Origin of the sequence: Cobetia amphilecti, from assembly GCF_020217465.1 — a bacterium.
Taxonomy (GTDB): Bacteria; Pseudomonadota; Gammaproteobacteria; order Pseudomonadales; family Halomonadaceae; genus Cobetia; species Cobetia amphilecti.
Genome location: NZ_CP084115.1, coordinates 485,590 through 504,677, shown reverse-complemented (window position 1 = coordinate 504,677; position 19,088 = coordinate 485,590). Strand labels below are relative to the sequence as shown.

Here is a 19,088-nt window from a genome sequence, read left to right as displayed (position 1 = left end):
CGAAAGTGGTGCGCGGTCAGGGAGCACGCACCACTTTCCTTCACTGTAGATCGCAATCTACAAAGCGGGCACACCTGCGACAACCGCTCTGAGCGCTGAATCGCCCCCTATGTCAGTCACGCATATGCCGGCGTCGTATCCAGCTAACTCGCTCTCGCCCAGCCCTCACACAATCACGAGGGCCGGTGGCGACCTGCCCCGCAGTCAGACTCGCCACCGCGCTCCGGATTGCCATTCCACCCCCTTCCCACATCGCAGCCCCGGGAGACACCCACGACAACACCTCGCTTCACGCCAGCTGCCCTGCCCGGCTGGCGACACCAATAACAACATGAGGTCACCACATGTCATCGAATCCGTATGACACGGACTACGAGATCGGCCAGGACAATGTCCAGGTCATGGGTCTCGATGTTCACAACCCCGTCTTCGCGATCAGCGCCGTGCTGATCGTCAGCTTCATCCTGTTTGCCATCCTCTTCCCAGCGGGCGCGGAAAGTGCCCTGGGCGGCGCCAAGGCCTGGTCCATCGCACATGGCGACTGGCTGTTCATGCTGGCCGGCAACCTCTTCGTGCTGTTCTGCCTGCTGCTGATCGTGCACCCGGTGGGCAAGCTGCGCCTGGGCGGTCAGAAGGCGAAGCCCGAGTTCTCGACACGCTCCTGGTTCGCGATGCTGTTCGCCGCTGGCATGGGCATCGGGTTGATGTTCTGGAGCGTCGCCGAACCGGTGGCCTACTACACCGACTGGTACGGCACGCCACTGAACGCACCCGCCGGGACGCCGGAAGGAGCACGCGCCGCGCTGGGCGCCACCATGTATCACTGGGGCCTGCATCCCTGGGCCATCTACGCCGTGGTCGGGCTGTCGCTGGCCTTCTTCACCTACAACAAGGGCCTGCCGCTGACCATCCGCTCGGCGTTCTACCCGATACTCGGTGAGCGCACCTGGGGCTGGATGGGGCATATCGTCGATATCCTCGCCGTGCTGGCGACCATCTTCGGTCTGGCGACTTCGCTGGGGCTGGGCTCCGCTCAGGCAGCATCGGGGCTGGACTACCTGTTCGGCGTCGGCGATGGCCTGCCGACCCAGATCGCGATCATCATCCTGGTGACGCTGGTGGCCATCTACTCGGTCAGTCGTGGCCTGGATGGCGGCGTGAAGCTGCTTTCCAACATCAACATGATCATCGCCGCTGTCCTGATCATCTTCATCCTCATCTTCGGGCCGACACTCGCCATTCTCATGGGCCTGGGCACCACCACCCTCAGCTATGTGGAATATCTACTGCCGCTGTCCAACTGGATCGGCCGCCCCGATGAAAGCTGGTTCCACGGCTGGACCGTCTTCTACTGGGCGTGGTGGATTTCCTGGTCACCGTTCGTCGGCATGTTCATCGCACGTGTCTCGCGCGGCCGCACCGTACGCGAATTCGTCACCGCCGTGCTGCTGGTACCGACACTCGTCACCATCGTGTGGATGTCAGTCTTCGGCGGTACCGCACTGGAACAGGCCATCAATGGCGTCGGCGCGCTGGCCAATGGCATCGATTCCGTGTCGCTGGCCATGTTCCAGATGCTCGACAACCTGCCGCTGTCCGGTGTGGCGTCCTTCATCGCCATCCTGTTGGTACTGGTGTTCTTCGTGACCTCCTCGGATTCCGGTTCGCTGGTGATCGATTCGATCACCGCCGGCGGCAAGGTGGATGCACCGATCAGCCAGCGCATGTTCTGGGCAGCGATGGAAGGCCTGATCGCCGGTGCCCTGCTCTATGGCGGCGGAAGCGCTGCGCTGGGCTCGCTGCAGGCGGGCGCCATCGCCACGGGGCTGCCGTTCACGCTGGTACTGCTGGTGATGTGCTATTCGCTGTTCCGTGGCCTGATGCAGGAAAAGAAGGCACAGGACATGCTCATTCGTCCGGTCGCCGGCGCCTGACATGCGGCGCTGACCATAGCTTTACTGACCAAAGCTTTACTGACCAAGGCGGTACTGACTGACAGGCCGCAAGACATGGGCACAAAAAAACGCCGCCCCCGGCAACCGGGGGCGGCGTTTTCATTGGATGACCCGAACGTCATCCAGGCGAGATCAGGAGTTTTCCTGAGCCAGCTTCTGCACCTTCTTCATCAGGTCCGGGTCGTTCTGGACCGCTTGACCGATGGAGTTGAAGGTAGCGACTTCCAGACCGGAGTCTTCGACAGCGCTGACCATCTCGTCGTTGGCTTCCTGACGCACGCTCTGCTTGGCAGTCTCGTCGTCGGCTTTCTGCAGCTTGCCGGCGAATTCCTGAGAGATGCGTGCGATGTCCTGAGAGGCCGCAGCGAACTGTTCCAGCTGAGCGTCAGTGAAATCGCCAGCCTGAGCCTGTGCCGCCTGGGCAGTAGACTGACCCTGGGCCGGTGCGTCAGCAGCGAACGCCGGTGCCGACATCATGCCCGCGGAAATCAGGGCAGCCGTCATGTATGCAGTCATCCGTTTCATTGCAGCCTCCAGCAGTGATCAATAAGTGTTTGCCCTAACTCAGACGGGCCTGACGACAGGATGTTCATTTTTTCATGCAACTCTTTGAAAACATTCTGTATCGCCAGAGTTACATGAGTCGCAGATCAGCAACGTAAAAACCGCGGGGCCGCGCATGGCGGGCGTCATGACGGCTGGACGCGCATACAGCTTGCGCCACGATTGTGAAAATATCTGCAGCAAGCCGCGTGAGGTCTGCCCGCCACGCACTCGCCCCGCCCTCGATACAGACATGCCTCTGCGCTCGCTACGCGCTCTAGCAAGGCATGCCACCTGCTGCCGCCGCTATCGGTATGTCGCCACTGGCCTTTTCACAGGCTGAATGAGGGTGGCATGTCATGAAGTACCACATAAATCGCGCGCCAACGGGCAGCAAACTCTCGGCGACTGTCTTAGTCTTGAAGGAGAGGCTGTCATCCCGGGTGTGCCATTCTCCTGTGCAACCTGCTTCTGCAGCCCAGGCTGGCTAGCCCAGCTCATAACATTCGTTGCCGGAGGACTGCCATGTCCACGCACATACCGTCCACGCAGAGACTGTCCAAGCAGAGACTGTCCAAGCAGAGACTGTCCAAGCAGGTACTGTCCACACAGATACCGCCCGCACTGCCTCGACTGCTCTCGCATCACAGGCTGATGCCGGGCCTGATGAGCCTCTTGTTGGCCCTGCTGCCGGCCCTGCTGTTGAGCTCGCCGGTGCATGCCATCAGCCTGCTGGATTCGGATGCCGACCTGAACGCGCCCGCCGAGACATCCACTGGCGCGCCGCCGCCCCCGACCTCGCCGGACACCGCGGAGACCACCATGACCGCCGCCAATGTCGACCCCGCCGCCAACCCGCTGCTGGGCGAGACCTGGAACCGACGCTCGCTGGTGCTGATCGCGCCGGATGAGCAGGACCGGGACCTCGAGCGTCAGCGCGAGGAACTGCGCGCCACGCGTGGCGAGATGCAGCAACGCGACATGACGCTCTATACGCTGATGGGCACGCGCGGCATCCACGATGGCGTGCCGATGAGCTTCGAGGAGGTGCGTGCCCTGCGTGATGCCATGCAACTGCGCGAGGGCGCGCCCTTCACCGTCATCCTGATGGGCAAGGACGGCGGCAAGAAGATGCAGCAGGAAGGCTTCGTCTCCCCCGACCAGATCTATCAGGTGATCGACAACATGCCGATGCGCCAGCGCGAAGCCAGTCAGGCAGCGCGCAAGCCCCCCCAGGGCACCGACGAGCACACCTCGCCCGACCCCTTGAACGATGAGGACTGGCAGTGGGAGGAGTGACCTTTCTGTAAGGAGCGACCTTCTGTGAGGAGCTACTTTCTGTGTTGCATGAAAAAGCCCCTGTCAGCTCGGCTGACAGGGGCTTTTTACCGTCTGCGCGGCTTCAGCGCAGTACGCCTTCCTCACGCAGCAGCTTGAGGATTTCCGCCGCGCCCTCCTCGGCGCTTACGCCTTCCAGCCGCTTGCCACCACCCCCTTCGGCCTTGGCGGCCGCGGCCTTGAAGCGGTCCCGCGCGCTGGTCGCCTTGATGCGCTTCAAGCGCTTGGGACGCTTGCGAGCCGGGGCCACGCCGAAGGTCTCGGCCTGTGCATCATGCACCAGCTCGCCGCTGGCCAGTGTGGACAGCTCACCGCGCCGCGCCTGTGCAAAGGCCGACTGACGCGCCGCCGGCGCCGCGGAATCGACGCTGACAAGTGCCGGCAGCTTCACGCGCAACCGTCGCCGCTGGCCACGCGGCAGCGCCTGCAAGGCGGTGAGATGCGCGCCATCGCAGCTCTCGATCGCGACGATACCCTCCACCAGCGGCCAGCCAAGACTCTCCGCCAGCAGATGCGGCAGCAGGCCACTGCCCTCACCGGTCTCGCCCTGGCCGCCACACACCACCAGCTGCGGTGCCGCCTGCTTGAGGCGCGTGACCAGCAGCGGCCAGACATCAACGACCGGTTGATCAACAGCCTTGAGCGGGGCAGCGCCAGGAGCATTCGGCGTCACCAGCGTCAACGACTCCAGCCCCATGCCCAGATAGCCGCGTAGCGCCTGATCCTGCTCGCTGCCGAGCGCGATCTCGCTGCCACTGGCATGCCAGGCGCTGAGGCTTACGGCACCGGGTGCCGACTGACGCTCCAGCGCCAGACACAGCTCCAGGGCGCGGGCGTCCTGCTCGGCGCGCCGCAGACGCCCCGAAACCGGGTGCTGCCCCAACGACACCAGACTCACGACCTCAAGCGGCGCCGAGGCCTGCTGCGCAACGGACGAACGATCTGCCTTCATGTCCTTCTCCTTTCCCCTGTCACAGGCGCGAGTTCAGGCCGCGTCGGCGGCAAGCGTGGCGGATGACGCACTGGATGATGTCGAGGGCGCGGCAGGTGCCTGACCCGCCGCCGAGGCATCACTGACGGCACTGCGTTCGGCCTCGAGCTGCTGACAGAGGCTGGCGAGAATCGCCCCGGCGTCACCGATCACCGAAAGATCGGCACGCTTGACCATGTCACAGCCGCCATCGGTGTTGATGGCCACCACCTTGTCGCAGCGCTGGATGCCCTGCAGATGCTGGATGGCCCCCGAGATACCCACCGCGACATAGACCCGCGCCGTCACCCAGGTACCGGTGGCGCCGACCTGGCGGGCACGCGGCATGAAGCCGTCATCCACCGCCACCCGCGAGGCGCCTTCGGTGGCGCCCAGCAGGCTGGCGGCGCGGTGGAAGCCATCCCAATCGCGGATGCCGTTGCCCGCCGAGAGAATGAATTCGGCCTCGCCCAGCGCGATCGCGGAGGGATCGACGGCCACCGGGCCAAGGTCTTCGATCACGTCTGGCACGGCGCGCGCGGTGCTGGCCGCCTCCCACTCGAGCGGCAGCGCGGCGTGGCGCACATCTTCCACCGGCTCGGCGCATTCCGCCTCGCACAGCACGATACGGGTCAGCGGGCGGGTCAGGTCCTGCTGACCATTGCCGCTGCGCCCGGTGACGCTCACCTCGACAAGCTCGCCACGCCCGATGGCGGCAAGCTCGCCGTCAAGCTGATAGGCATTGCCGCTGGGCCGCGCCAGCGCATCGCCCCGGCACAGCAGGCGCGCACCGAGACGTCGGCCGCGTTCGCCGCCGCCGGTACGGGATTCCGGCAGCAACCACAGCCGTGGTGCCAGCTTGCCATCGATGGCCTCAAGCTCCGCCAGCTGAGCCAGCGGCGCGTAGCCATCGTGGAGAGTATCGGCAAAGTGCAGCCAGCGATCGGCACCCGCCGCGCCGAGTCCGACACTGTCGGCGGCGTCACCATCCTCACGCAGCGTGCCGAAGGTGATGGCCAGCACCGCGCCCTGATGGGCGGGGTCGGCATCGGCGATCTGACGCGCCAGCCCCAGTACATCGCGGTCGTGACTCGACAATCGCCCACCGGTCATGTCCGGCACCACCGCGATCAGGAAGGCGGGTGATGCGATCTCGACCAGCGGCAGTACGCGCGCCTTGGCCACGACTGCGGGCTGGCCAGCACCCGCCGCGGCAGGCCCGGAGCGGCCACTGCGGTCGATGCGCTTGCGACCATTGGCGGCGATGAAGTGGCCGACGTGCGGATCGCGACGCGTCACGCCCTTCGGGCCCATCCAGCGTTCCTGAGGGGCTGCCGCGCCGCGGCCCAGCGCCTGCAGCGCGATGAGATGCTGCGGGTGCAGGCGATTGCGTGCCTGCTGCTCCAGACGCGGGTCACGGCGTGGCAGTGACTCGCGCTCGGTTGCTTGTGGATCGACGGGAATCGTCATGCCGCCACCTCCGCGTCAGTGGGCTGCGTGGTCGACGTCGCCAAGCCTTGCGTGGACGCTTCCAGTACCAGCGCCCGCGCCATCAGTTCCGCCAGATCCAGCACCTGGGGTTCGGCTTCACCGGCCGGAGCCACCACGCCTTCCAGCATCGCGGTGCACTGCGGGCAGCCGACCGCCACGACCTCGGCGCCGGTCTCGCGCACATCGCCCATGCGCATGTCGGGGATACGCTGCTTGCCGGGGATGTCCGTCACCGGCGCTCCACCACCGCCGCCACAGCAGCGTGAGCGGAAACCGGAGCGCTGCATCTCGCGCACTTCCAGCCCCAGCGCCGCCAGCAAGCTACGTGGCGCCTCGAATTCACCGTTGTAGCGACCCAGATAGCAGGGGTCGTGCCAAGTGACCGCGCCGAGCGTCGCCAGTCTGGTGGCATCAAGGCTCAGGCGACCGGCCGCCAGCAGCTCGTTCATGTAGCTGGTGTGGTGGTTGACGAGGTAGTCGCCACCGAAGGCGGCATATTCGCGCCCCAGCACATGGAAACTGTGCGGATCGCAGGTGATGATGCGCGCGAAGCGATACTTCGACAGGGTGGCGATATTGCGGGTGGCCAGCGACTGGAAGGTCGCCTCATCCCCCAGGCGGCGCGCCACGTCGCCACTGTCACGTTCTTCCGCACCGAGGATGGCGAAATCCACCCTGGCGGCGCGCAGCACCTGCACGAAGGCGCGCAGCGTGCGCTGATTGCGCATGTCGAAGGCGCCATCGCCCAGCCACAGCAGCGCTTCCACCGGACGCGGATCACGCGCTGCCTCGCGGGCGGCCTGCAGCTCGGCGATGCGCGGCAGGTCGAGGTCCGCCGCCCAATGCAGACGCGCTTCGAGCGCGAAGCCGCCCGGATTGTCGGTGGCGATCAGGTTGTCGAGCACCTCGACACCCTTGCCCGGTGTCGCGCCCTGCTCCAGCGTCATGTGACGGCGCATGTCGACGATGGCATCGACGTGCTCGATCATCATCGGGCACTCCTCGACGCAGGCACGACAGGTGGTGCAGGCCCACAGGGTTTCCGGCTCGACCAGTACCTTGAATTCGTGGATCAGCTTGTCGCCATCTGTCGCCTCACCCGCAGCACCCGGTGCCGCCTTCATCTGGATCGGCCCAGAGGCAACGGTCTGGCTATCAGAGTCAACGGCCTGAGCTGCCGGGCGAGCATGCGGAGAGGCCCCGACGATGGTCTGCTGCGGGCCGCCGCCATGCTGGCCGGGCGCGCGCCTGGGCTCATCGCCCGGATAGGGCGAACCGGCGTAGGCGGCATCGCTGCCACCGGCCATGCCCACCACCATGTCCTGAATCAGTTTCTTGGGATTGAGCGGCTGACCGGCCGCGAACGCCGGGCACACCGCTTCACAGCGCCCGCATTGCACGCAGGCATCGAAGCCCAGCAGCTGACGCCAGTTGAAGTCGGACGGCTTGCCGACGCCCAGCGGTGCCTCGGGGTTGGTCAGGTCCAGCGGCAGCAGTGCGCTGTCGCGGATGCCGGCACTGTCACGGGTGCTGAAACGTGCCGGACGCCGATGGAAGGCCAGATGCAGCGCGCCGGCGAAGGCATGTTTCGTCGGCCCGGTGATGCGCGAGCCGCCGCCGGTCATGCCGACGATCATCTCGAGCAGTCCCCAGGCGATGCCCGCTACCAGCACCAGCCCAAGGATACCGCCGGAGATCATGCCGCCGACGCCTTCCGGCAGCACCAGTGACAGACTCATCACGAACAGGCTTGCGGAGAACACCAGCAGGCTCTTGGGCAGACGCATCCACGGGCCACGCGACAGGCGCGCCGGCGGGTCGAGGCGACGACGACGCACGAACAGCGCGCCACCGAACATCGCGCCACTGGCCAGCAGCAGCAAGACGCCCAGCCAGGCGGAGTCGATGCCGAAGCCGTAGACCACCACCATCAGCAGCGCCGCGGCCACGAAACCACCCCCGGTGGCGACGTGGGTGTTGGCCATGTAGCGGTCCCGCGCGACCACGTGGTGCAGGTCCACCCCGTAGCGGCGCGGTACCTTGGCAAGGCTCGCGATCAGCTCTCCCACACTCATGGACGTGGCGTCCGCCCGCCCCTGGCGCCACAGACCAATACGTTTGACCGCGCCGAGGGCAGCCAGCGCCAGCGCGGTGAAGATCAATACCGACAAGATCGTGTCATTCATGCTGCTCACCCTCTTTCTTCAAGCCCGCTGTCGACCGGACGACTGCCGAGCCGGCGCACAGGAGCAGCCGGCTCGGCAGATCACGTCATCAGAAGTCCTTGCACAGACGCAGGGCGTCATAGATGGCGGCGTGGGTGTTGCGCGGTGCGTTGCAGTCACCGAGGCGGAACAGCAGGTAATCATTGCCTTCGGTGGCCTGGCTCAGGCACGGCTGCGGCTTGATGGCGTAGAGCGACTCGACGTCGATCTGGCCCTTGTTGAGCGAGCCGTCCTTGAAGGCGTAGTAGAGCGCCTCATCCGGGCGTACGCCGTTCTCGACCACGATCTGATCGACGACGCGCTCTTCCAGCGTGCCGGTGTATTCGTTCTCGAGCACCGCCACCAGGCCCTCGCCTTCGCGGTAGACCTCATGCAGCACCATGTCGGAGGTCATCACGACTTCCTTGGCATACAGGCTGCGGTAGTAGGTCGGGAAGGTGGTGCCGCCGACCGCCGCACCCGGCTTGATGTCGTCGGTGACGATCTCGACCCTGGCGCCCTTGTCGGCCAGATAGTCGGCCACCGAGACCCCGGAGAACTCGCAGATGCTGTCGTAGATCAGCACGTTGCTGCCCGGCGCGACGCGCCCGTCCAGCACGTCCCATGAGGAGACGATCAGGCTCTTGGCCGGGTCTTCGTCGTAGCCCCAGGACGCGAACTGGTCCATGAACGGACGACCGCCCACCGCGAGGATCACCACATCGCCGCGCAGGTCACGGATGGTGGCCTCATCGGCTCGGGTGCCGAGGCGCAGGTCAACCTTCAGGCGCGCAAGCTCCAGCTGATACCAGCGCGTGATACCGGCGATCTGATCCCGCTGCGGCGCCTTGGCCGCGATGGTGATCTGGCCGCCCAGCTCGTCACGGGCCTCGAACAGCGTCACGTCGTGGCCGCGTTCGGCGCACACGCGGGCTGCCTCCATGCCGGCCGGACCGCCGCCGACGATGACGACCTTGCGCACCGGGCCGCTGGTCTTCTCGATCTGATGCGGCAGGCCCATGTATTCGCGCGAGGTGGCGGCATTCTGGATGCACAGCACGTCGAGGCCCTGATACTGGCGGTCGATGCAGTAGTTGGCGCCGACGCACTGCTTGATCTGGTCGAGCTGGCCCATCTTGATCTTGGCGATGATGTGCGGGTCGGCGATGTGGGCGCGGGTCATGCCGACCATGTCGACATAGCCGCCTTCCAGAATGCGCTCGGCCTGGTTGGGGTCCTTGATGTTCTGGGCGTGGATCACCGGAATCGAGACGACTTCCTTGATGCCGGACGCCAGGTGCAGGAAGGGTTCCGGCGGGTAGGACATGTTGGGAATGACGTTGGCGAGGCTGTTGTGGGTATCACAGCCGGAGCCGATCACGCCGAAGAAGTCGAGCAGACCGGTGGCATCGTAATAGGCCGCGATCTGCTTCATGTCGTCGTGGGACAGGCCATCGGGATGGAATTCATCGCCACAGATGCGCATGCCGACCACGAAGTCGTCGCCGACCTCGGCGCGCACCGCCTTGAGCACCTCGAGGCCGAACTTCATGCGGCCCTCGAAGCTGCCGCCCCACTCATCGGTGCGCTTGTTGACGCGCGGGCTCCAGAACTGGTCGATCAGGTGCTGGTGCACGGCGGACAGCTCGACGCCGTCCAGGCCGCCTTCCTTGGCACGCCGCGCCGCCTGGGCGAAATCGGCGATGATGCGCTGGATCTCCTCCACCTCGATGGTCTTGCAGGTGGAGCGGTGTACCGGCTCGCGGATGCCGGACGGTGACATCAGCGAGGTCCAGTCGAAGCCGTCCCAGCGCGAGCGACGGCCCATGTGGGTAATCTGGATCATGATCTTGCCGCCATGCTTGTGCACGGCATCGGCCAGATTCTGGAAATGCGGAATGATGCGGTCGGTCGACAGATTGACGGAGCTCCACCAGCCCTGCGGGCTGTCGATGGAGACCACCGAGGAGCCACCACAGATGCACAGGCCACACCCGCCCTTGGCCTTCTCTTCGTAGTAGCGCACGTAGCGCTCGGTGGTCATGCCGCCATCGGTGGCATACACCTCGGCGTGGGCGGTACTGACGACGCGGTTGCGGATGGTCAGCTTGCCGATCTCGATCGGCTGGAAGAGTGCGTCGAATGCCATGGTGAGAGCTCCTCGCCGGGGAGAACGCCGCCTTGTCACGCTGGCCTGGCCTGCCCGCCGCCACGAGTCGTTGCTGGTGGCGGCGGGGTCGGCGTCAGGCGTCTTGCATGTCAGGAAAGGCGGCGCTCAGGCGTTGCGTTGTCGTTGTTGTGGGTGGTGAGTGTCGTGACAGAGAGATGATCGGGCAGCCGGCTTGTGCTGTTGCCTTTTGCCTGGGCCGGGCCTGGGCCTTGGCCTTGGCCCGAGCCATGGAATAGAGAGTGGCGGATCCGAAAACGTCACACTGTTCCGGGAGCGACCTCGAAATACCCCACGTCACAGCCTTCCTCACCGCCGCTCTGGGTCTGGACGGCGACGGTGCGCAGCTCGCTGCCACGCGCAGCCAGAATCTGGTCCATCGCGCCGGCGAACCAGCCGGTGAACATGTACTCGAGCTTGGTACCTGTCTTGCCCTGCTGATAGACGAAGCAGGAGTGTTCCAGGCGCACCTTGCAGGTACCGCGCTCCAGATCGATCTCCTCGGTGATGAACAGGCCCCAGCCGCGCTGCGACAGACGCTTCATGTAGTGCTCGAAGACTTCCACGCCGACCAGGCCATGCAGCTCGGCTTCCTTCTCGCACCAGTGCCAGGCGCTCTTGTAGCCGGCGTGATAGAGAATCTCGGCGTATTTCTCCACGCCCAGCGCCTCTTCCACCGCGACATGGTTGTTGATGAAGAAGTGGCGCGGCACGTACAGCATCGGCAGCGCATCGGACGTCCAGACGCCAGTCTCGCTATCCACTTCGATCGGCAGTTCAGGGGCCATCTTGCTCATGTCGGTGTCCTCCAAAGGGGGCTTGAGGGAATTGCAAAAGAGAGATCAGGAAAGAGAGATCAAGTAAGAGCGATCAAGAAAAGGCACAGGCAGCCAGACTCAGCCGCCCCAGACATTTTCCAGCGTGCGCAGCCAGTTCTCGCCCATGATCTTGCGCACCTGATGCTCGCTCATGCCGCGACGCAGCAGCGCCTCGGTCAGATTGGGGAACTCACCGATGGTGCGGATGCCTTCCGGATTGACGATCTTGCCGAAGTTGGTGAGACGACGGGCGTAGCCCTTGTCGTGGGTCAGCCACTCGAAGAAGTCCTGGCCGTGGCCCTGGGTGAAATCGGTGCCGATGCCGATGGCATCCTCGCCGACCAGGTTCATCACGTATTCGATGGCCTCGACGTAGTCGTCGACGGTGGCGTTGACGCCGGCCTTGAGGAAGGGGGTGAACATGGTGACGCCGACGAAACCGCCGTGTTCGGCGATGAAGCGCAGCTCGGCATCGGACTTGTTGCGCGGGTGGTCCTTGAGACCGGCCGGCGCGCAGTGGGAATAGCAGACAGGTACCTTGGATTCGAGGATGACTTCCTCGGAGGTCTTCGAGCCGACGTGGGAGAGATCACACATCACGCCGACGCGGTTCATCTCGGCGACCATCTCGCGGCCGAAGCCGGACAGGCCGCCGTCGCGCTCGTAGCAGCCGGTGCCGACCAGATTCTGGGTGTTGTAGCACATCTGCACGATGCCCACGCCGAGCTGCTTGAAGACATCGACATAGCCGATCTGGTCTTCATAGGCGTTGGCATTCTGGAAGCCGTAGATGATGCCGGTCTTGCCGGCGGCCTTGGCGGCGCGGATGTCGGCGGCCGTGCGCGCCACGCAGACCAGATCACTGCTCTCGGCGATCAGCTGGTTGCTCTTGACGATGTTGTTGACGGTCGCCTGGAAGCCTTCCCAGACCGAGACAGTGCAGTTGGCAGCGGTCAGACCGCCCTTGCGCATGTCCTCGAACAGCTCGCGCTGCCACTTGGCGATCACCAGACCATCGATGACGATGCTGTCATCGTGCAGGGCGCGGGCCGCATCGGACCCACCGAAGGAGGAGGAGAATTCGGACATCATGTCGCTCCGGCGCTGGGCAGGCGGCTCTGGAAGTCAGGTCACTGCCCGTACCCGGCGGACAGGGCCTGCCGGAACACGATCTCCAGCAGGCTGTGCCAGCATAGTCCTGCCCTCTTTCCCCTCTGACGCCAGATGCGACCCGTGGCTATCGAATCGCGTCAGGGCTGTCGTTTCTGAAACGACGACGCCCCGACTCGAGAGAGCCGGGGCGTCGTGGGACAGCCGATGGTGTACCGTCAGGCCGGTCAATGCGCGGGGGACAGCTCCTTGAGCGAAGGCAGCAGGTCCCAGCTCAGCCAGCCACGCGGCTGCTCCAGACGCTTCAAGTAGCCCATGCCGAGATTGTTCATCTGACGGCGCGTCCAGCTGGCGCGGCGCTGGATATAGGCCGAGGGCTTGCCGGCATTGAAGCGGATCGGGTTGGGCAATACCGCCGCCAGCAGACTGGCCTGGTAGGCGGAAAGGCTGGCGGCATCGGTATTGAAGTGATGCTCGGCCGCGGCCTCGACGCCGAAGACCCCCGGCCCCCATTCGGCGACATTCAGATAGACCTCGAGAATGCGCTCCTTGGGCCAGATCACTTCGATCAGGATGGTGAACCAGACCTCCAGCCCCTTGCGCACCCAGCTGCGCCCGTTCCACAGGAAGACATTCTTGGCGGTCTGCTGGCTGATGGTACTGGCGCCGCGCAGACGCTCACCGGCCAGCCGCGCATCGATGGCCTTGACGATCTGATCGACATCGAAGCCGTAGTGATCGGGGAATTTCTGGTCTTCCGAGGCGATCACCGCCAGACGGGCATTGTTGGAAATCTGCTCCATCGGCACCCAGTCATGCTGCAGCGCCATCGGCTCGCCGGTGACCAGGCCATAGCCCCACTTCTCGAGCATCACCATCGACACCGGCAGCGGCACGAAGCGCAGCAATACCACCAGGCCGATGCAGGCCACCATCCAGCAGGCGACGACCTTGAATGCCCACACCGCCAGCCAGCGCAGACGCTCCATCGGGCGCATGCCGGCACGCGGCGCCGGGCGGCGTGTCGCCCCGCGCCGAGCACCCGCCACACGCTCCGTGCCTTCCTGCCTGCGTTGCTGTCCTCGTGCCATCCCTTGCCGTCCCCTGTCGTGCGTGTCGTGGCGCGTCATTCCGCCACCGAGCCATTGTCGTGTCAGCTACTGCTTCCTGGTGCCTTCGAGTGTACCAGAGCGTGCCAGTGGCTCCTGTGAAAACGACAACGCCCCTGCCGGAGCGGCAGAGGCGTTGGATGTTGCGGGAAGCTGCTGTCAGTCGGCAGGCGTCAGCCCTGCAGGCGCACGCTGGCGTAGGTCGGCTCACCGCGCGCATTGGCCAGTGCCAGAATCGCCGAGGAGACGGGGGACTCGCTGGCCGGTTGCAGGGGCGCATTGCCGACCATGCTCTGACCGATCGACTGGTGCAGCAGCCCTTCCAGACTGGCGACTCCGGTCAGCTGATGGTCGCCATCGGCGCGACACGGCACCTCCAGCACGCTGACACTGCGCTCGCCACCGATGCGCTCATCACGCGGCGGCATGCCGAAGTACTCGCGGTAGCACTTGGAGAAGTGCGGCGTGGACACGAAGCCACAGGCCGAGGCCACCTCGATGATCGACAGCGCCGTCTGCTTGAGCAGCTGACGCGCGCGGGTCAGGCGCAGCTTGAGGTAGTAGCGCGACGGCGAACAGTGCAGATACCGCTGGAACAGCCGCTCCAGCTGACGGCGCGAGACATCGACATAGTGCGCCAGCTCGTCCAGGCCGATGGGCTCTTCCAGATTGGCCTCCATCAGCGCGACGATTTCCAGAAGCTTGGGCTGGGTGGTGCCCAGCACATGCTTGAGCGGCACGCGCTGCTGGTCCTGCTCGCCACGTACGCGATCACAGATGAACATCTCGGAGATGCCCGCCGCCAGCTCGCGGCCATGCTCGCGACCGATCATGGTCAGCATCATGTCCATCGGCGCGGTACCGCCGGAGGCCGTGGCGCGGTCCTGATCGATGGAGAACAGTCGTGTGGTCAGCGGCACGCGCGGGAAGGCTTCCTGCATCGCGGCCAGGCACTCCCAGTGGATGCTGGTCTCATGGCCTTCGAGCAGCCCTGCCTGGGCCAGCGCCCAGCTGCCGGTGCAGACGGCACCCAGCTTGCGGCCGGCACGTGCCTGGGCCTGCAGCCAGCTGACATGCGGGCGATGCACGGAGCGCTGAATGCCGACTCCACCGCACACGATGACGATATCCAGCGGCGGGCAGGCCTCGGTGGAGGTATCGGGCGTGACCTGCAGGCCATCGCTGGCGCGCACGGGGGCGCCTTCCAGCGTCACGGTATACCAGCGGTACAGCTCGCGTCCGGCCAGCTGATTGGCCATGCGCAGCGGTTCCACCGCCGAGGCCAGCGAGATGAGCGTGAAGCTGTCGAGCAGCAGGAAGCCGATGGTCTGCGGCTGGCGCGTCTCGCCGGCCATTCCTGCAGCGGATGAGTGAGCTTCGTACGGGCGGGCGAAACGGCCACTGGTCAATGCCATGAGGGGAGTCCTTCTCTATATCTGCTTGAGTGGCAGACCGGGGCCTCGTGGTGCCCTCTCCCGTGGCCTGATGAGGCCGGCGGGGGTCCGCAGTATTATCGTTATTGGGTCTCAGCAGGGAGCGAACCTTGGGGGGTCAGCTCCAGCAGCGACAACATCGGCGATCGGTCCCATCAGGGGGAGGTCAATAAGCGACCTCTGCAATTCCGATAGCGTCAGGGATGTCGTGATTCACTGCCTGGACGTCGTGCGTTGTCCACCTCTCGACAGTAAACCATCGCGCCTGCCTGGCGCAGTGACTTTATCGCCGCTGTGCAGCAAATCATCGTTGCCGTACGGCACAGAATAACGCCTGAGTTGGCTACCACTGACGCAGCATAAGCAAACGCCACCAAAACGGGCTTTCATGCCTGAAGGTTCTGAAAAACTCTGCTTCTCATGACGAAAAAACGACAGTCCCGCTATCCATCAATCGATAGCGGGACTGTCGTTTCTGTCTTTCACGCAGTGTCTCTGCTCGGCGAGCGATCAGCTGCGACTGGCGCTTTCATACCTCAACGCCTGAGGCTCACCTCAAAGCAGGTGTTTCGCGTGCCTTTTCATTTCTACCGGCGACCACACTCACACCTCAAAGGAGGTGTTTCGCATGGTAGGCAAGATGCTCATCGATGAAGCTGGCCATGAAGAAGTAGCTGTGGTCGTAGCCGGGCTGACGACGCAGGACCAACGGGTGATCCAGCTCGGCGCAGACCGCCTCCAGGCGCTCCGGCTTGAGCTGCTCCTCGAGGAACTGATCACTCTCGCCCTGCTCGACGAACAGCTCCTGACGCTCGGTGCCGCTCTTGCTCGCCTGCTTGACCAGCTCGCAGGTGTCCCACTGCGCCCACTGGGCGCGGTCATCGCCGAGATAGCCGCTGAAGGCTTTCTCGCCCCACGGGCAGGCCATAGGATTGACGATCGGCGCGAAGGCCGAGACCGAACGATAGCGGCCCGGATTCTTCAGCGCGCAGATCAGCGCGCCGTGGCCGCCCATGGAGTGACCGGAGATCGATTCGCGCTCGCCGTCCACCGGGAAGTGACGCTTGACGAGCGCCGGCAGCTCCTCAGTGACGTAGTCATACATGCGGTAATGACGCGCCCACGGCTCGCGGGTGGCATTGACGTAGAAGCCTGCGCCACTGCCGAAGTCGTAGCTGTCGTCTTCGCCGTCCAGATTGACGCCGCGCGGACTGGTGTCCGGGCAGATCAGGGCGATGCCCAGTTCCGCCGCCTTCTTCTGCGCGCCGGCCTTCTGCATGAAGTTCTCGTCGGTGCAGGTCAGCCCCGACAGCCACCACAGCATCGGCACCGGGCCCTGTTCGGCCTGGGGCGGCAGATAGATGGCGAACACCATGTCGCAATCCAGGCTGCCGCTGCGGTGACGGTAACGCTTGAGCCAGCCGCCATGCACCTTGTTGGCGCTGACCAGCTCGAGTTGTTCGGTCGCGGTCATCATGCTCTCCCTTGTGATATCGCCCATGAAAACGGCGTCGGCAAGCCGACGCCGTTTCGCGTTCCAGACCTCACCGGGCAACAGGTGTTTCCGTGTTGCCCGGCGGCAGTTCAGCCCCGGATCAGAAGCTCAGCACGGTACGGATCGACTTGCCTTCGTGCAGCAGATCGAAGGATTCGTTGATCTTCTCGAACGGCATCTGGTGAGTGATGAAGTCGTCCAGATTGATCGCGCCGTCCATGTAACGCTCGACGTAGCCCGGCAGTTCGGTACGGCCCTTGACGCCACCGAAGGCGGAGCCTTTCCAGACGCGCCCGGTCACCAGCTGGAACGGGCGGGTGGAGATCTCTTCACCGGCACCGGCGACGCCGATGACGATGGATTCGCCCCAGCCCTTGTGCGCGCACTCAAGCGCGGCACGCATGACATTGACGTTGCCGATGCACTCGAAGGAGTAGTCGACGCCGCCGTCGGTCATGTCGACGATGGCTTCCTGGACCGGCACGGACAGCTTGCTCGGGTTGACGAAGTCGGTGGCGCCGAACTTGCGGGCCAGGTCGAACTTGTCTTCATTGATGTCGATGGCGATGATGCGCGACGCCTTGGCCATCACCGCGCCCTGGATGGCGGCCAGACCGATGGCACCGAGGCCGAAGATGGCGACGGTAGAGCCCGGCTCGACCTTGGCGGTGTTCATCACCGCGCCGATACCGGTGGTGACGCCACAGCCCAGCAGGCAGATCTTGTCCAGCGGCGCTTCCTTGGACACCTTGGCCAGCGAGACTTCCGGCACCACGGTGTATTCGGAGAAGGTGGAGGTGCCCATGTAGTGGTGCAGCATCTTGCCATCGAGGGAGAAGCGCGAGGTGCCGTCCGGCATCAGGCCGCGACCCTGGGTGGCACGCACGGCGCTGCACAGGTTGGTCTTGCCGGAGAGGCAGAACTTGCACTTGCCGCATTCGGCGGTGTAGAGCGGAATGACGTGGTCGCCCGGCACCAGGCCAGTCACGCCTTCGCCCACTTCCTCGACGATACCGGCGCCTTCGTGGCCCAGCACGGACGGGAACAGGCCTTCCGGGTCTGCGCCGGACAGGGTGAACGCATCGGTGTGACAGACGGCGGTATTGACGATGCGTACCAGCACCTCACCGGCCTTCGGCCCTTCGACATCGATCTCGACCAGTTCCAGCGGCTTGCCGGCTTCCAGCGCAATCGCAGCACGTGATTTCATGAATCTCTCCTAGTGAGCATCAATAGCGGTAAACTGGCTGCCAATCTCATGCCCCCTGGTGTGGTGATGATCACCACGGAGGCCACCCTGAAAGGTAGCCGCACCTGACAGGTTGCATGGATGAGTCGCCCGAGGGACTCCCCACGCGACAGGCACTGGGCTTGTCCTTGCGGTTCATCCTTGCGGGCTTGGCATGGAGCACAGTCTACGCAGTCATGCGGGTGGGATTAAGCCGTTGGCACTCAGATGATTATTGCCACTCAACAACAATGAAAGAGGAGCCAGCATGCAGCGCTGGGACCGTATCGAAGCCTTCGTGGAAGTCGTCAGAATCGGCTCATTTTCCGGTGCTGCCCGTCATCTCGGGGTGTCCAGCTCACATGTCAGTCGTCTGATCAGCCAGCTGGAAGCCCAGCTCGATACCCAATTGCTCTACCGCACCACCCGTCAGACGCGTCTCACCGATGCCGGACAGGTGTATTTCGAGCACTGCCATCACCTCTTCGATGGCTTCCGCGCCGCCGAACAGGCCATCGGCGACTTCCACGCCCGCCCCAGCGGCGTGCTCAAGCTGACCAGCGCCACCACCTTCGGCGAGCGCTACGTCGCGCCGCTGGTCAACGACTTCCAGCTGCTGCACCCGCAACTGGAAGTGCAGATGCACTTCACCAACCGTCCGGTGGAACTGATCGACGAGGGCTTCGACGTCGCCATCCGCATGGGCGTGCTCAAGGACTCCTCGCTGATCGCAAGGCGGCTGGTGGATCGCCGCGAATTCGTCGTCGCCTCGCACGACTACTTCCAGCAGGCACCGCGCCCGCACACCCTGGCCGAGCTCTCCAGTCATCGCTGTCTGGCCGGTTCCAAGCGCGAGTGGCTGTTCGAGGTCGAGGGTCAGCGCCGTGAGGTGCGTATCACCGGCAGCTGGCAGGCCAACTCCGGCCCGGCGCTGTTGGACGCCACGCTCAAGGGCCTCGGCCTTGCCCAGATTCCCGACTATTACGTCGCGCCCCATCTGGCCAGCGGCAAGCTGATCTCGGTGCTGGATGAGTACCAGGTGCGCGATACCGGGGTGTGGATCGTCTATCCCCGCCACCGCCACCTCTCGCCCAAGGTGCGCCAGTTCGTCGACTTCATGGTCGAGCGCTTCGAAGATGGCACCCCCGGCCTTGACGCATGACGCGCCGCCGCGGATGAGCTGCCGAATTGATGAACGAATAAGTTGATGAGCGGATGAGTTGATAA

The 19,088-nt window shown here is 64.6% G+C and carries 14 protein-coding genes; 3 read left to right on the top strand and 11 right to left on the bottom strand.

The window, feature by feature from the left end; translation table 11 throughout:
* The first annotated feature begins 344 nt into the window (after positions 1–344).
* Positions 345–1,934, top strand: a complete 1,590-nt coding sequence (locus tag LCW13_RS02255) for a BCCT family transporter (RefSeq protein WP_043333742.1) — start codon at positions 345–347, stop codon at positions 1,932–1,934.
* A gap of 153 nt (positions 1,935–2,087) precedes the next feature.
* Here the strand turns inward: LCW13_RS02255 and LCW13_RS02250 are convergent, their stop codons facing one another.
* Entirely contained in the window at positions 2,088–2,480 is a 393-nt protein-coding gene (locus tag LCW13_RS02250; protein ID WP_043333741.1) for a DUF4168 domain-containing protein, read from the bottom strand.
* Between the two features lie 684 nt (positions 2,481–3,164).
* Here LCW13_RS02250 and LCW13_RS02245 point away from each other — a divergent pair.
* Positions 3,165–3,797, top strand: a complete 633-nt coding sequence (locus LCW13_RS02245; RefSeq protein ID WP_167333696.1) for a DUF4174 domain-containing protein — start codon at positions 3,165–3,167, stop codon at positions 3,795–3,797.
* Positions 3,798–3,900: 103 nt separating this feature from the next.
* On the opposite strand, the gene LCW13_RS02240 is transcribed toward LCW13_RS02245, so the two are convergent.
* The 10 genes from LCW13_RS02240 to LCW13_RS02195 form a co-directional block, all read right to left on the bottom strand.
* On the bottom strand, positions 3,901–4,788 hold the full coding sequence (locus LCW13_RS02240) for an electron transfer flavoprotein subunit beta (RefSeq protein WP_225347499.1): 888 nt from the start codon (positions 4,786–4,788) through the stop codon (positions 3,901–3,903).
* 33 nt (positions 4,789–4,821) lie between these two features.
* Entirely contained in the window at positions 4,822–6,276 is a 1,455-nt protein-coding gene (locus LCW13_RS02235; protein ID WP_064503289.1) for an electron transfer flavoprotein subunit alpha/FixB family protein, read from the bottom strand.
* A complete protein-coding gene (locus LCW13_RS02230; protein WP_043333739.1) occupies positions 6,273–8,483 on the bottom strand; it encodes a (Fe-S)-binding protein in 2,211 nt (736 codons plus the stop codon). Before LCW13_RS02230 ends, LCW13_RS02235 begins: the two co-directional genes overlap by 4 nt.
* 88 nt (positions 8,484–8,571) lie before the next feature.
* Positions 8,572–10,650, bottom strand: coding sequence for a dimethylglycine demethylation protein DgcA (dgcA, locus tag LCW13_RS02225; RefSeq protein ID WP_043333738.1), 2,079 nt, complete (start codon positions 10,648–10,650; stop codon positions 8,572–8,574).
* 278 nt (positions 10,651–10,928) lie between these two features.
* Positions 10,929–11,465 (bottom strand): DUF5943 domain-containing protein, encoded by a 537-nt coding sequence (locus LCW13_RS02220; protein ID WP_043333737.1) that lies wholly within the window; start codon positions 11,463–11,465, stop codon positions 10,929–10,931.
* Between the two features lie 99 nt (positions 11,466–11,564).
* Positions 11,565–12,575 carry a dipeptidase gene (locus LCW13_RS02215; protein WP_052384560.1) on the bottom strand — a complete coding sequence of 337 codons (1,011 nt, stop codon included), beginning with the start codon at positions 12,573–12,575 and terminating at the stop codon, positions 11,565–11,567.
* Between the two features lie 248 nt (positions 12,576–12,823).
* On the bottom strand, positions 12,824–13,585 hold the full coding sequence (gene mtgA, locus LCW13_RS02210; RefSeq protein WP_084589412.1) for a monofunctional biosynthetic peptidoglycan transglycosylase: 762 nt from the start codon (positions 13,583–13,585) through the stop codon (positions 12,824–12,826).
* A 293-nt stretch (positions 13,586–13,878) separates the two neighbouring features.
* Positions 13,879–15,060 (bottom strand): choline metabolism transcriptional regulator GbdR, encoded by a 1,182-nt coding sequence (gene gbdR, locus LCW13_RS02205; RefSeq protein ID WP_043333766.1) that lies wholly within the window; start codon positions 15,058–15,060, stop codon positions 13,879–13,881.
* A gap of 688 nt (positions 15,061–15,748) precedes the next feature.
* Entirely contained in the window at positions 15,749–16,612 is an 864-nt protein-coding gene (gene fghA / locus LCW13_RS02200; protein WP_043333736.1) for an S-formylglutathione hydrolase, read from the bottom strand.
* A gap of 121 nt (positions 16,613–16,733) precedes the next feature.
* Positions 16,734–17,843, bottom strand: coding sequence for an S-(hydroxymethyl)glutathione dehydrogenase/class III alcohol dehydrogenase (locus LCW13_RS02195; RefSeq protein ID WP_043333735.1), 1,110 nt, complete (start codon positions 17,841–17,843; stop codon positions 16,734–16,736).
* Positions 17,844–18,129: 286 nt separating this feature from the next.
* Between LCW13_RS02195 and LCW13_RS02190 the strand changes: the two genes are divergently transcribed.
* The gene (locus tag LCW13_RS02190; protein ID WP_043333734.1) at positions 18,130–19,023 is read left to right on the top strand and encodes a LysR family transcriptional regulator; all 894 of its coding nucleotides are present in this window, start codon (positions 18,130–18,132) and stop codon (positions 19,021–19,023) included.
* Positions 19,024–19,088: the final 65 nt, after the last annotated feature.